Source organism: Paraburkholderia phytofirmans, from assembly GCF_046028095.1.
Taxonomy (GTDB): domain Bacteria; phylum Pseudomonadota; class Gammaproteobacteria; order Burkholderiales; family Burkholderiaceae; genus Paraburkholderia; species Paraburkholderia phytofirmans_A.
On record NZ_JAQQDJ010000002.1, the window covers coordinates 259,061 to 271,861 of the forward strand.

Below are 12,801 nucleotides of genomic sequence, written 5' to 3' on the forward strand. Positions count from 1 at the left end.
CCATCGACTTTTCATGTACGACGAGCGCGGGCTCGACCCTAGCCCACGCCCGTTTTTGCGCGCGACGCCATTCCCACAAGGCATGGCGTCGCGCGCTCTTTTACCTCGCCGCGAAAGGCTGCCGGTCTATCACGCCGATCGGTAGCCGAAACCACTCACGCGAGGCGCCCCCTCCTCGCCCCGATCAGCGCTGCATCGACTCCCACACCTTATAAAGCCGCTTCACTGAAATCGGCATCGGCGTACGCAACTCCTGCGCAAACAGCGAGATCCGCAACTCTTCCAACAACCAGCGGAACTCTGACAAGCGCGGATCCAGCACGCCGCCGCGTTGCGCCACCGCCCGCTGATAGTTCTGCAGCAGCGGCTGGAATTCGGCGAACTGCCGCGCGTCGCGCGCGGGGTCCGCCTTCAGCTTGTCGATGCGCAGCGCGATCCCCTTCAGATAGCGCGGGAAATGCGCCAGTTGCGCGTACGGCGTGTCGACAACGAAGCGCTTGCCGATCAGTCCGTCGAGCTGGTTCTGCAAATCGGCATGCGCCGCCGTGAACGACCGCGCCTGCACCAGCTTCTTCGTCACGCTCGCGTATTCGCCCAGAATCTGCCCGACCAGCCGGGCAATTTCCTGAGCGAGCAAGGTCAGACGGCTGCGGCCTTCGTCGCGGCGCGTGTGGAAACTGACGTCGTCGTCGGGCAACGGGTCTTGCAGGCAGGCGCGGTCGAGTGCGGTGTCGATCAGCTGATCGCGCAACTCTTCCTGCGTGCCGCGCGGCATGAACTGCATCGCCATTTCGCGCAGACCCGGCAGATTCTTTTCCAGATACTTGATCGGCTCCTTCAACTGCAACGCGAACAGTCGACGCAATCCCGCGCGATGAATCCGCGCGGCTTCGTCGGGTGAATCGAACACTTCGACGTCGCAATGCGTGCCGCGGTCCACCAGCGCCGGATAACCGAACAACGTCTGCCCGCCGCGACGGATTTCCAGCAACTCGGGAAGCTTGCCGAAATTCCATGTCGTCAGCTTTTCATACAGCGCCGTGCCCTGCGCCCCGCCCTGCGGCGCGGTCTGCGGACCTGACGCGGCGGCCGCACCGCCCTTGCCCCGCGGCGCGCCCGCGCCGGCCGCGCCGGAGGTTTGCGACGGCGTCGCGACACCGCCGCCGCCCGCGTCCGCCAACGCCGCCCCAGCCGCGCTCGACGCGATCTTCTGAAAATGCTGCTGCGCCTGGCCGCCGAGTTCGGCGCGCAGTTGCGACATATTGCGGCCCATCGCGAGCTGGCGCCCATGCTCGTCGACGACCTTGAAGTTCATGAACAGATGCGGCGGCAAGGTCTCGAGCTTGAAGTCCGACTGCTTCATCGCGACTTGCGTCTGCTCGCGAACATCGGCGATCAGCGACTCGAGCAGGCCGCCCGCACCGAAGCGCGGACCGCTGTGCCGGTCGACGAAACCCGCCGCGTACTCGGGCAGCGGCACGCAATGCCGCCTCAACTTCTGCGGCAAGGACTTGAGCAGCAGTTGCGCCTTCTCTTTCAGCATGCCGGGCACGAGCCATTCGCAGCGTCGCGCGTCGACCTGATTCAGTGCATAGAGCGGCACGGCGAGCGTCACGCCGTCGCGCGGCGAACCCGGCTCGAAGTGATAGGTGAGCGCCATTTCGACGCCCGCCATCGTCATCCGTTTCGGGAACAGATCGGTGGTCACGCCGGCGGCTTCGTGCCGCATCAGGTCGTCACGCGACAGATAGAGCAGGCGCAGCTTGTCTTCCGGCTGGCCGCTCTTTTTCACCTCGTCGCGATACCAGCGCTCGAACGACGCGCCGGTGTAAATACCCTTCGGCAGCGCCTGGTCGTAGTAGGCGAAGATCAGTTCGTCGTCGACCAGCACGTCCTGGCGGCGCGACTTGTGTTCAAGCTGCTCGATATCGGCGAGCAGCTTGCGGTTGTGCGCGAAAAACGCGAGCTTCGTATCGAACTCGCCTTCCACCAGCGCGCCGCGAATGAACAGTTCGCGGGCACGCGCCGGATCCTGTTTGCCGAAGCTCACGCGCCGCCGGTGATAAATCGGCAGCCCGTACAACACCGCGCGCTCGAACGCCGAGACCTGCGCCGCGCGCTTCTCCCAATGCGGCTCGGAGAGCGACTTTTTCAACAGATGCGCGCCGATCTTCTCGATCCACTCCGGCTCGATCTTCGCGATGCAGCGCGCGTACAGCCGGCTCGTCTCGACGAGTTCTGCGGCCATCGCCCACTTACCGGCTTTCTTTACCAGCGCCGAGCCCGGCCACAAATAGAACTTGATCCCGCGCGCGCCGAGGTAATACGGTTCGTCGTCGGCTTTGAGGCCGATGTTGCCGAGCAGGCCCGTCAGCAACGCGAGATGGATCTGCTCGAAAGTCGCTTCCGCTTCGTTCAGACGCCAGCCGTGCTCGCGCACCACCGTCAACAGTTGCGAATGCACGTCGCGCCATTCGCGCAGGCGCAGTTGCGACAGGAAGTTCTTGCGGCATTCCTCGTGCAGTTGCTTGTTCGACTTCTTGTGCGCGATCGCTTCTTCGAACCAGTTCCAGATTTTCAGCCACTGCAAAAATTCGGAGCGCTCGTCGGCGAACCGGCGATGCGCCTGATCGGCCTGCTCCTGCGCTTCGATCGGGCGGTCGCGCGGATCCTGCACGGACAACGCGCTCGCGATGATCAGCACTTCCTTCAACGCCTGCTGGTCGCGCGCGGCCAGAATCATCCGGCCGACCCGCGGGTCGAGCGGCAGCCGCGCGAGTTCGCGGCCGAGCGGCGTGAGCTGGTTGTCGTCGTCGACGGCGCCGAGTTCGTTGAGCAGTTGATAGCCGTCGGCGATCGCGCGGCCCGGCGGCGGCTCGATGAACGGGAACGTCTCGATCGCCGTCAGATGCAGCGACTTCATCCGCAGAATCACCGACGCCAGCGACGAACGCAGAATCTCCGGATCGGTGAAGCGCACGCGGCCCTGATAGTCGCTTTCCTCGTAGAGGCGAATGCAGATGCCGTCGGCGACGCGACCGCAACGCCCGGCCCGCTGATTCGCGGCGGCCTGCGAAATCGACTCGACCTGCAACTGCTCGACCTTGTTGCGATACGAGTAGCGCTTCACGCGCGCGAGGCCGGTGTCGACCACGTAGCGAATGCCCGGCACCGTCAGCGAGGTTTCGGCGACATTGGTGGCCAGCACGATGCGGCGCGCGTTCGAGGTGCGGAACACGCGCTCCTGTTCGGCCGCGGAAAGCCGCGCGAACAGCGGCAGAATTTCAGTATGCGGCGGGTGATGCTTGCGCAGCGCCTCGGCGGCGTCGCGGATTTCGCGCTCGCCGGGCAGGAACACGAGCACGTCGCCCGGGCCTTCGCGGCAGAGTTCGTCGACGGCGTCGACGATCGCGTCCATCAGATCGCGATCGGTTTCGCGCTGGGTTTTCGGCCGGTCGCCGCCGCGTTGCGCAGCAGGCGCGTCGCCTTGCGCGGCCTTCACGGCGGGGCTGTCTTCCGCGACGGGCCGGTAGCGCACCTCGACCGGATAAAGCCGCCCGCTCACCTCGATCACCGGCGCGGGCTTTTCTTCGCTGCCGAAGTGGCGCGCGAAACGATCCGCGTCGATCGTCGCCGAGGTCACGATCAGCTTGAGATCGGGACGCTTGACGAGAATTTCCTTCAGATAGCCGAGCAGAAAGTCGATGTTCAGGCTGCGCTCGTGCGCCTCGTCGATGATCAGCGTGTCGTACGCTTTCAGCAGCGGATCGGTTTGCGTTTCGGCGAGCAGAATGCCGTCGGTCATCAGCTTGACGGACGCGCCCGGCGACAGATTGTCGGTGAAGCGCACCTTGTAGCCGACCACTTCGCCGAACGGCGTGCCGAGTTCTTCGGCGATGCGGCGGCCCGTCGCCGACGCGGCGATCCGGCGCGGCTGCGTGTGGCCGATGAGACCCGAGCCGCCCGCGCCGAGACCGCGCCCGAGTTCGAGGCAGATTTTCGGCAGCTGGGTGGTTTTACCGGAGCCGGTTTCGCCGCAGACGATCACGACCTGATTCCGGGCGATGGCTTTGGCGATTTCCTCGCGACGGCCGGAAACCGGCAGCGCTTCCGGGTAGGTAATCGGCGGAATCGGGTTGGGAACGACCACACGCGGCGCGCGAGGTGCACGGGACGGCTGCTGCTCGCGCCGGCTGGCGCCGCGCCCGGCGTCGCTCGCTGACGGCGATGTTTGCCCAGACGCGCCACCGGACTCGCGCCGCGACTCCGCGCCTTGTGCGGTTGAGCGGCGCGGCTGATCGCCACGAGCGCCCGCTTTCTGCTGATTCGCGCCCGGCACATTCGCGGGCTGAGCACGCCGCTCGCCGTTTCGCGGCGGCTGCTGCCCCTGCGGCGCGTGCTGTTTCTGTGCACGTCCGGAACTGTGGCCCGCGCCTCGGTCTTCGCCGCCGTGCGACGGCTTCACTTCACCAGCTTCGGCGTGCTTCGGCTTCGCGTCACTCTCCCGAACACGCGCCTCGCGGCCCGGATTATTTTTCTGCGCCGGCGCCTGCGCATTTTCCGCGGCGCGACGCGGCTCGCGCGCCGTGTGCGACGTGTTGCGGTTCGGGTCCTGCGCATCGCGGCGTAGCGCGCCGCCGCCGTTCTTTTCATCGGCGGCCGGCGCCGGATTCTCGTTCGCCGCAGCGGGACTTTTGGGTACATTCGACATGGGGGCGCATTATAATCCCCGGCATGAATTCCCAAACCGACCTCGTCCCCGCGCCCGCGAGCGCTCCGGCCCCCGCCGGCGCAACGGAAGATCTCGCCCAGCACGCGCAATTCGTCGACTGGATGCGCTCAGTCGCCCCTTACATCCATGCGTTCCGTAACAAGACGTTCGTCGTCGGGTTCGGCGGCGAGGTGGTGCATCAGGGGCTCCTGAACGCGCTGGTCTCCGACATCGCGCTGCTGCAGGCCATGGGCATCCAGATCGTGCTGGTGCACGGCTCGCGCCCGCAGGTCGAAGAGCAAATGAGCCTGCACGGCGTGGAGTCCGAGTTTTCGCACGGCATGCGCATTACCGATGCACGCGCGCTCGAATCCGCGAAAGAAGCGGCCGGCGAAGTGCGTCTGGATATCGAGGCGGCGATCAGCCAGGGCTTGCCGAATACGCCGATGGCGCACGCGCACATCAGCGTGGTGTCGGGCAACTTCGTGACGGCGCGGCCGGTGGGGATTCTCGACGGGGTCGATTTCGCTCACACCGGCGTGGTGCGCAAGATCGACGCCGATTCGATCCGCCATTCTCTCGCAAGCCGCAAGCTGGTGCTGCTCTCGCCGCTCGGCTTCTCGCCCACCGGCGAGGCCTTCAATCTGGCCATGGAAGACGTGGCGTCCGCCGCGGCGATCGCGCTGCGCGCCGACAAGATCGTGTTCCTGACCGAAACGCCGGGCCTGATGGAAGCCGGCGAAGAAGGCCCCGTCCTGGTGCGCGAACTGTCGCTCGACGACGCCTACAAACTGCACGAAAGCGGTGAAGTCACCGGCGACGCGGGCTTCTACCTGAAGCACTCGATTCGCGCCTGCCGCGGCGGCGTGGCGCGGGCGCACATCATCCCTTACGCGCTCGACGGCAGCCTGCTGCTCGAACTGTTCCTGCACGACGGCGTGGGCACGATGATCTCGTACGAGAACCTCGAAAGCCTGCGCGAAGCCACACCGGACGACGTCGGCGGCATTCTCGCGCTGATCGAGCCGCTCGAATCGGACGGCACGCTGGTGCGGCGCGGGCGTCACCAGATCGAACGCGACATCGACCATTTCTCGGTGATCGAACACGATGGCGTGCTGTTCGGCTGCGCGGCGCTGTATCCGTACACGCAGGAGCGCATCGGCGAAATGGCGTGCCTGACGGTCGCGCCCGAAGCGCAAGGCACCGGCGACGGCGAACGGCTGTTGAAGCGCATCGAGCAACGCGCGCGGGCGCGCGGCCTGACGCGCATTTTCGTGCTCACCACGCGTACCGAACACTGGTTTCTCAAGCGCGGCTTCGTCAAGGTCACGGTCGACGACCTGCCGGAAGACCGCCGCCGACTCTATAACTGGCAGCGCAAGTCGCTCGTGCTGATGAAACAGCTCTGAGCGGCCCTATATAGCGACTGTCCGCCCCCACACCGATTTTAGGAGAAGCACAGCATGACTCGTATGGTTCAATGCGCGAAGCTCGGCAAGGAAGCCGAAGGCCTCGATTTCCCGCCGCTGCCCGGCGAACTCGGCAAGCGGATCTACGAAGGCATCTCGAAGGAAGCCTGGCAGGCCTGGTTGAAACAGCAAACCATGCTGATCAACGAAAACCGCCTGAACATGGCTGATCCGCGCGCGCGCCAATATCTGATGAAACAGACCGAAAAGTTCTTCTTCGGCGAGGGTGCGGATACGGCGCAGGGTTATGTGCCGCCGTCGGCTGAGTAACGGCTTTCGCGCTTTTAAACTGCATGACCGAAATCCGCGCCGCGTGCGCGGATTTTTTTCGTCTGTACGCACTGCCGGATTCGCCCAATCGAGACTGCCAGATAAGTGCCCCAGCACCGCCTGCAAAACTCTCCAAACGGTACATTTCCATGCGGTTTTAAGCCCCTTTTCCAGACCGCCAGGCTCCGCTCGATCCCCCGCCCCGCAAGGGATTGAGCACCCTCGCCAAGCTCCAGGGCGGACAGCTGGTTTGCACGATCCTCTGTTATCGTGCTATCATGTGCCTCGTTCCAACAGCATTTCACCTTCATTCACGTTCTCTTCAGTCTGGCGCGCAGTGCGTGTGCCATCCCGAATTGAACAGTTTTTATACAAGAAGGCTCGTCGGTCGTTTCCCCGTTTCGCGTCACGCGTGAGCGGCGAGTAAAGCACCGGCCTTTTTCGTTTCAAGCCTTCCAGCGGCGCATGGGCCAGCTTTCAGCCACCCCAGCGTCCTCATGCACCTGCCCCCCTTCCACGGCCACGCAGGTGCAACGTCAGCACAATCTAGACGAGTGTTTTTCGCGACCTGTCTCGCGAGGCACGGGCGTGGTGTTTCCCATCGCGCCCAGCTCCATCGCCCTTTGCGGCGACGGAGAGGCTTTCGCCTTGCTCGCGAAACTGCACTTCCCAGCAACCGTGGCGGAACGTTCATGCGCATCATGAGTTTCGTCGCAGTCATTGGAGTTTTCACCTTGACCGCTTCCAGCAACGGCTTCTGGCGACACCACAAAGAAGAACAACGCCTCTCTCTCGACGACATCACTGTCGTCGACAAATCTCTCCTCAAGCGGGCCGTCGGCGCCATGGCGCTCGGCAACGCGATGGAATGGTTCGATTTCGGCGTGTACAGCTACATCGCCGTCACGCTCGGCAAAGTGTTCTTCCCGTCGGCCAGTCCGGCTGCGCAGTTGATCGCCACGTTCGGCACGTTCGCCGCGGCGTTCCTCGTGCGGCCGGTGGGCGGCATGGTGTTCGGGCCGCTCGGCGACCGCATCGGCCGGCAACGTGTGCTCGCCATGACCATGATCATGATGGCGCTCGGCACTTTCGCGATCGGTCTGATCCCCAGCTACACGACGATCGGCATTTTCGCGCCCGTGCTGCTGCTGGTTGCGCGTCTGGTGCAAGGCTTCTCGACCGGCGGCGAGTATGGCGGCGCGGCCACCTTCATCGCCGAATTCTCGACCGACAAGCGCCGCGGCTTCATGGGCAGCTTCCTCGAGTTCGGTACGCTGATCGGCTACGTGCTCGGCGCGGGCACCGTTGCCGTGCTGACCGCGACGCTCTCGAACGACGCGCTGCTCTCGTGGGGCTGGCGTGTGCCGTTCCTGATCGCCGGCCCGCTGGGTCTGGTGGGTCTGTACATCCGCATGAAGCTCGAAGAAACGCCTGCGTTCAAGAAGCAGGCCGAGCAACGCGAAGCCGAGGACAAAGCCGTGCCGAAGCAGTCGTTCGGCCAGTTGCTCGCGCAGCAATGGAAGCCGCTGCTGCTGTGCGTCGGCCTCGTGCTGATCTTCAACGTGACCGACTACATGGCGCTCTCGTATCTGCCGAGCTATCTGTCGGCCACGCTGCACTTCAACGAAACGCACGGCCTGTTCCTCGTGCTGCTCGTGATGGTGCTGATGATGCCGATGACGCTCGCCGCCGGCCGTCTGTCCGACACGATCGGCCGCAAGCCGGTGATGCTGTTCGGTTGCGTGGGTCTGTTCGCGCTGTCGATTCCCGCGCTGCTGCTGATCCGCATGGGCACGGTGGTGCCGGTGTTCGGCGGCCTGATGATTCTCGGCGTGCTGCTGTCGTGCTTCACCGGTGTGATGCCGTCGGCGCTGCCGGCGCTGTTCCCGACCAAGATCCGCTACGGCGCGCTGGCGATCGGCTTCAATATTTCGGTGTCGCTGTTCGGCGGGACGACGCCGCTCGTGACCGCATGGCTGGTGAACAGCACCGGCAATCTGATGATGCCCGCGTACTACCTGATGGGCGCGTCGCTGATCGGTATCGTCTCGGTGATGGCGCTGCGCGAGACCGCCCGCAAGCCGCTGCTCGGCTCGGGCCCGTGCGTGGCGACGCGTGCCGAAGCGCATGCAGTGTTGCGCGGTGAGCGTGAAGCCGAAGAGATGGACGAAGGTTATGCGGCAACCGCAACGGCGCGTGCCTGAGCGCGGGTTGTTTGATGGTTAGCGCGGCTTGTCCGCGAGTAGTCTGAGAACGGGCCGGCAATTTTTTGCCGGCCCGTTTTTTTATGGCACCAGCGAATCGAAGCTCGCGCTGGCGTGCGTACCTTCGACAATCAGGATCCCGGCTGAAATCGGCAGCTTGAAACGCCGTGGCCCCGCACTGCCTGGATTGACGAACAGTACGCCGTCGCGTTCGCTGATCATTGGCTTGTGCGAATGGCCGGTCACCACCACGTCGATGCCCTGGCTGCGCGGATCGGCGCCCACGTCGGCGATGTCGTGCACGACGAGAATCGTCACTTGCTGCACGGTCAGCGTGATGTGCGTCGGCAGCGACGCGGCCCAGGCGCCGGTGTCGTTGTTGCCGCGCACCGCCGTGACCGGCGCGATCTGTGCGAGTGCATCGAGCACGGCTTCGTTGCAGATGTCGCCTGCGTGAATGATCGCGTCGCAACCGGCCAGATATTGCAACGCCTCCGGGCGCACGAGGTTGTGCGTGTCCGAGATCAGGCCGATTCGTGTGCGTGTGGGTTGTCGAGTGCGCGAAGTCATGTTGGAAGTATCGGGCAAATGAGCGGACGGCGGGGGCGATCGTTTCGGTGAGCGGGCATCTGCGCTCTTCGCGGTCTGCAGCACCGCGGCCGATCGCTTGGACACCCGGCATCCACCCACTCACTCCACCGACTGCTGCTCCGCGAGTTCACGCGACACGGCCTGCACCGGCCGTTTCGCGCCGAGCATCCGCTTAGTAGCGCCCTGCACGATCACCGAAACCACCGAGGCGCACGCGAAGCTGATCCACACGCCGTACTGCGGCAGCATCGTCGCCGTCACGGCGAAGAACGCCGCGAACGAGGCGCGGCCGATCACCATGCCGCGCATCAGCAACGCGACGAAGTCCGCGCCGTGCGCGCGCTGCGCCGACACCGCGAGCACGATGCCGAGCAAGGGAAAAACCGACAGCAGCCCACTCCACGTCGCGCCCATCGATGCGGAAAGCGTGGTGACCGCGACCGTCAGCAACGCCCCGGCGAGCATGCGCACGGCAAGATCGCCGAGTCCGAATCGCGCCGCGGGCACGTGGCCGGTCACGCGCGGCAAGCCGCTTTGCGACACCGCCACGGCCACACAGGCCGCCGCCACCGCCCATGCAAGTCCGGCGGGAAGCTGCGTGAGCACAATTGCAACGCCGACCCAACCGGCCATTCCAACGATCAGCGCGAGCGGCCACGCAACCCGCCGGCAAGTCCACGCATACGCAAAATTGAACGCTTCCGAGGCAGCAATCGCCGCGATCGAAGCCGCCGACGCCTGCGCCGCGAACGACGGCCCGCGCTCCAGCGCGAGCAGCAACACGATCGGCCCGGCGACCACCGGCAGCCCCGCCAGCCACCCCGCCACCGACGGCCCCCAAACGCGTCCCGCCACGATCAGCGCGGCGAGAAACGCCGGCACGAGCAGCAGCTTGAGCGCGAGCAGCACGCTTACGATTCCAGCACGTGTTCGATGCGCCGGTCCGGCACCAGCCACCACGCGGCAGCGAGCGTATAAAGCGCGGCCGAAACCCAAGGCACGACAAACGCCAGCGCGATACCCGCCAGATAGATCACGACCGAAACCTTGCCCTTGAAGTCGCTGCCGACCGCCCTGGCGAGCGTCGAGTCCTTGCCGTGCTCGCGGATCAACACGCCCATCAGAATGAAATACGCGATCGACGACATGAACAGCACCACGCCGTACATCGCGGTCGGCCAGGAGGCCAGATGGTTTTCGCCGACCCAATGCGTGACGGCCGGCAGCAGCGACAGCCAGAACAGCAGATGGAGGTTGGCCCACAGCACCGCGCCGTTGACCTTCTGCACGGCATGGAACATGTGATGATGATTGTTCCAGTAGATGCCCACGTAGACGAAGCTCAGCACGTACGCGCAGAACACGGGGAGCACCGGCCGCAGCGCGGCGAGATCGAAGCCTTCCGGCACCTTCAATTCGAGCACCATGATCGTGATGATGATGGCGATCACGCCATCGCTGAAGGCTTCGACACGTCCCTTGCCCATCGGTTGGATTCCTGAGGATGAATGCGGTTGCGCGCACCGTTCGCCCGCGTACCGCAGACGACCCACGCCGTTGCCGATTATCCGCGATGGCCCGACGCTTTGTCGATGCGCCTGATCGATCGCCAGTTTGCCGCGTCAGGTCGAAGCGTCGTCCGGGTAATAGACGGCGAGCCACACGCTGGGCTCCTGCTCGCTCGTCCATGCCACGCGATGCCGGCAATGCGCGTCGATCAGCACGTGATCGCCGGCTTTCATCTGGTGAGGCTCGGCCTCGCCTTCGAATTCCAGCGCCGCCGCGCCGCTCAGCAGCACGACCCACTCGGCGCGCGGACTGTCGTACCAGAAGCCCGGCGGGCTGGCGTGACCCATCGAGACGATCCGCTCGATGCTCACGCCGCCCTGCTCGACCAGCGTGTCGACCTGCTCGTCCGCGTTAGCGGATGCGTCGTGGTCGAACAGATTGCCGCTTCGGATTGCGCGCTTCATCGTACCTGCTTGGCTCGTGTGCGCCGCTCACTTCATCGCCTTGAGTCCATCGAGCAAGGTCGGAATAAGTTCGCTGATGGTGGGGTGGATATGCATCGCGTACTGCAAGGTCGGATACGGCGCGCCTGCCGTCATGATGTCGATGAACGTGTGAATCGCCTCATCGCCTTCGATGCCGTGAATCGCCGCCCCGAGAATCCGCTTGCTCTCCTTGTCGACCATCACCTTCATGAAGCCGTCGGTCTCGCCGCGTTCGCGCGCGCGGCCCACGCGCGTCATCGGCATGGTGGCGATCAGCGCGTCGCGGCCCGACTTGCGCACCTCGGCTTCCGAGGCGCCGACGCGTGCGAGCGGCGGATCGACGAACACCGCATACGCCATGATCCGCGTATCGACGCTGCGTGAACCGCCGTCGAGCAGATTGGCCGCGACGATCTGATAGTCGTCGTAGGAGGTGTGAGTGAAGGCCCCGCGTCCGTTGACGTCGCCGATTGCCCAGACGCCCGGCACGTTGGTGCGCAACTGGCCATCGACGGGAATCGTGCCGTGCTTGTCTACCGTGATGCCGGCGGCAGCAAGGCCGAGGTCGTCGGTATTCGGTTCACGGCCGGTTGCGAACAGCAGGTGCGACGCTTCGAGCGCCGGAATGTTCTGCTCGAAACCGATGCACACCTCGTTCTCGCGATGCGGATGCGGCTCGACGCGCGAAGGCTGCACATTGAAGCGAAATTCCACGCCCTCGCGCGCGAGCACCTTCTGCACGGAATCGGCGAAATCCGCATCCTCACGCGTGAGCAGGCGTTCACCGCGCACCAGCACGGTCACCTGGCTGCCGAAGCGGCGAAAGATCTGCGCGAATTCGAGCGCGATATAACTCGCGCCGACGATCACCAGATGACTCGGCAATTCCGTCAGATCGAGCAGGTTGGAGTTGGTGTAGTAGCGGATCCGCTCGAGCCCGTCGAGCAGCGGCACGACTGCGCGCGTGCCGGTATTGATGAAGACTTCGTCGGCGCTGATCTCGTCGAGCAGATTGCCGTCCGGTCCGCTGATAGCGAGTGCGTGCGGTCCGGTGAAACGCGCGTGGCCTTTGAACACGGTCATGTTCTTCGTGCCGCGCAGCCATTTCTCGACGCCGTCGCGCGACTGCCCGATGATCTTGTCCTTGCGTGCCTTGACCGCGGCCAGATCGACGCTGATCGCGCCGCTCACCTGCACGCCGAGTTCCGCGCAATGACGCGCGACATGCGCCGCGCGGGCGCTCGCCACATAAGATTTGGTCGGCGTGCAGCCGACGTTCACACAGGTGCCGCCAAAGGCAGCCCGTTCAATGACCGCCGTTTTGCGGCCGCTTTGAGCCAGACGCACGGCCAGCGGTGAGCCGCCTTGTCCCGTACCGATCACAACTGCGTCGAAGTGCTGTGGCATGGCAACTCTCCCGAGGCTGGGGTGCTGGTCGTAGCATCTTACGCTTCGCCCCTGGAATCGCCATGTTGTGCTGCTCACTACTGCCGCGGATTGTTGCGGCTTGTTACGGCTTGTTGCGGCTTGTTGCGGCTTGTTGCGGATGACTGCTATTT

At 64.8% G+C, this 12,801-nt stretch carries 9 protein-coding genes; 3 read left to right on the forward strand and 6 right to left on the reverse strand.

The genetic code is table 11. From position 1 onward, the window contains the following. Nucleotides 1-184: 184 nt before the first annotated feature. Nucleotides 185-4,711: an ATP-dependent RNA helicase HrpA gene (gene hrpA / locus PQR54_RS05645; protein ID WP_408244434.1), complete on the reverse strand. Its 4,527-nt coding sequence runs from the start codon at nt 4,709-4,711 to the stop codon at nt 185-187. 23 nt (nt 4,712-4,734) lie between these two features. On the opposite strand from hrpA, the gene argA reads away from it, so the two are divergent. From argA to proP, 3 genes are all read left to right on the forward strand, one after another. Beyond that, nucleotides 4,735-6,123: an amino-acid N-acetyltransferase gene (argA, locus tag PQR54_RS05650; protein WP_012433610.1), complete on the forward strand. Its 1,389-nt coding sequence runs from the start codon at nt 4,735-4,737 to the stop codon at nt 6,121-6,123. Nucleotides 6,124-6,177: 54 nt separating this feature from the next. Beyond that, nucleotides 6,178-6,453: an oxidative damage protection protein gene (locus tag PQR54_RS05655; RefSeq protein WP_012433611.1), complete on the forward strand. Its 276-nt coding sequence runs from the start codon at nt 6,178-6,180 to the stop codon at nt 6,451-6,453. Between the two features lie 701 nt (nt 6,454-7,154). Beyond that, nucleotides 7,155-8,657 (forward strand): glycine betaine/L-proline transporter ProP, encoded by a 1,503-nt coding sequence (gene proP, locus PQR54_RS05660; protein ID WP_408244994.1) that lies wholly within the window; start codon nt 7,155-7,157, stop codon nt 8,655-8,657. 81 nt (nt 8,658-8,738) lie between these two features. On the opposite strand, the gene PQR54_RS05665 is transcribed toward proP, so the two are convergent. From PQR54_RS05665 to PQR54_RS05685, 5 genes are all read right to left on the reverse strand, one after another. Next, the gene (locus PQR54_RS05665; RefSeq protein WP_408244435.1) at nt 8,739-9,227 is read right to left on the reverse strand and encodes a metallophosphoesterase family protein; all 489 of its coding nucleotides are present in this window, start codon (nt 9,225-9,227) and stop codon (nt 8,739-8,741) included. Between the two features lie 120 nt (nt 9,228-9,347). Further along, complete coding sequence (locus tag PQR54_RS05670) at nt 9,348-10,154, reverse strand: hypothetical protein (protein ID WP_408244995.1); 807 nt, start codon at nt 10,152-10,154, stop codon at nt 9,348-9,350. A gap of 5 nt (nt 10,155-10,159) precedes the next feature. Further along, nucleotides 10,160-10,735, reverse strand: coding sequence for a TMEM175 family protein (locus PQR54_RS05675; RefSeq protein ID WP_408244436.1), 576 nt, complete (start codon nt 10,733-10,735; stop codon nt 10,160-10,162). 135 nt (nt 10,736-10,870) lie between these two features. After that, entirely contained in the window at nt 10,871-11,221 is a 351-nt protein-coding gene (locus PQR54_RS05680) for a cupin domain-containing protein (protein WP_408244437.1), read from the reverse strand. 27 nt (nt 11,222-11,248) lie between these two features. Further along, on the reverse strand, nt 11,249-12,649 hold the full coding sequence (locus tag PQR54_RS05685; protein ID WP_408244438.1) for an FAD-containing oxidoreductase: 1,401 nt from the start codon (nt 12,647-12,649) through the stop codon (nt 11,249-11,251). Nucleotides 12,650-12,801 lie beyond the last annotated feature (152 nt).

What these genes read in the sequence shown, in the direction of transcription:
- hrpA (WP_408244434.1), bottom strand. Translation starts at nt 4,711, where the DNA reads ATGTCGAATGTACCCAAAAGTCCCGCTGCGGCGAACGAGAATCCGGCG.
- argA (WP_012433610.1), top strand. Translation starts at nt 4,735, where the DNA reads ATGAATTCCCAAACCGACCTCGTCCCCGCGCCCGCGAGCGCTCCGGCC.
- PQR54_RS05655 (WP_012433611.1), top strand. Translation starts at nt 6,178, where the DNA reads ATGACTCGTATGGTTCAATGCGCGAAGCTCGGCAAGGAAGCCGAAGGC.
- proP (WP_408244994.1), top strand. Translation starts at nt 7,155, where the DNA reads ATGAGTTTCGTCGCAGTCATTGGAGTTTTCACCTTGACCGCTTCCAGC.
- PQR54_RS05665 (WP_408244435.1), bottom strand. Translation starts at nt 9,227, where the DNA reads ATGACTTCGCGCACTCGACAACCCACACGCACACGAATCGGCCTGATC.
- PQR54_RS05675 (WP_408244436.1), bottom strand. Translation starts at nt 10,735, where the DNA reads ATGGGCAAGGGACGTGTCGAAGCCTTCAGCGATGGCGTGATCGCCATC.
- PQR54_RS05680 (WP_408244437.1), bottom strand. Translation starts at nt 11,221, where the DNA reads ATGAAGCGCGCAATCCGAAGCGGCAATCTGTTCGACCACGACGCATCC.
- PQR54_RS05685 (WP_408244438.1), bottom strand. Translation starts at nt 12,649, where the DNA reads ATGCCACAGCACTTCGACGCAGTTGTGATCGGTACGGGACAAGGCGGC.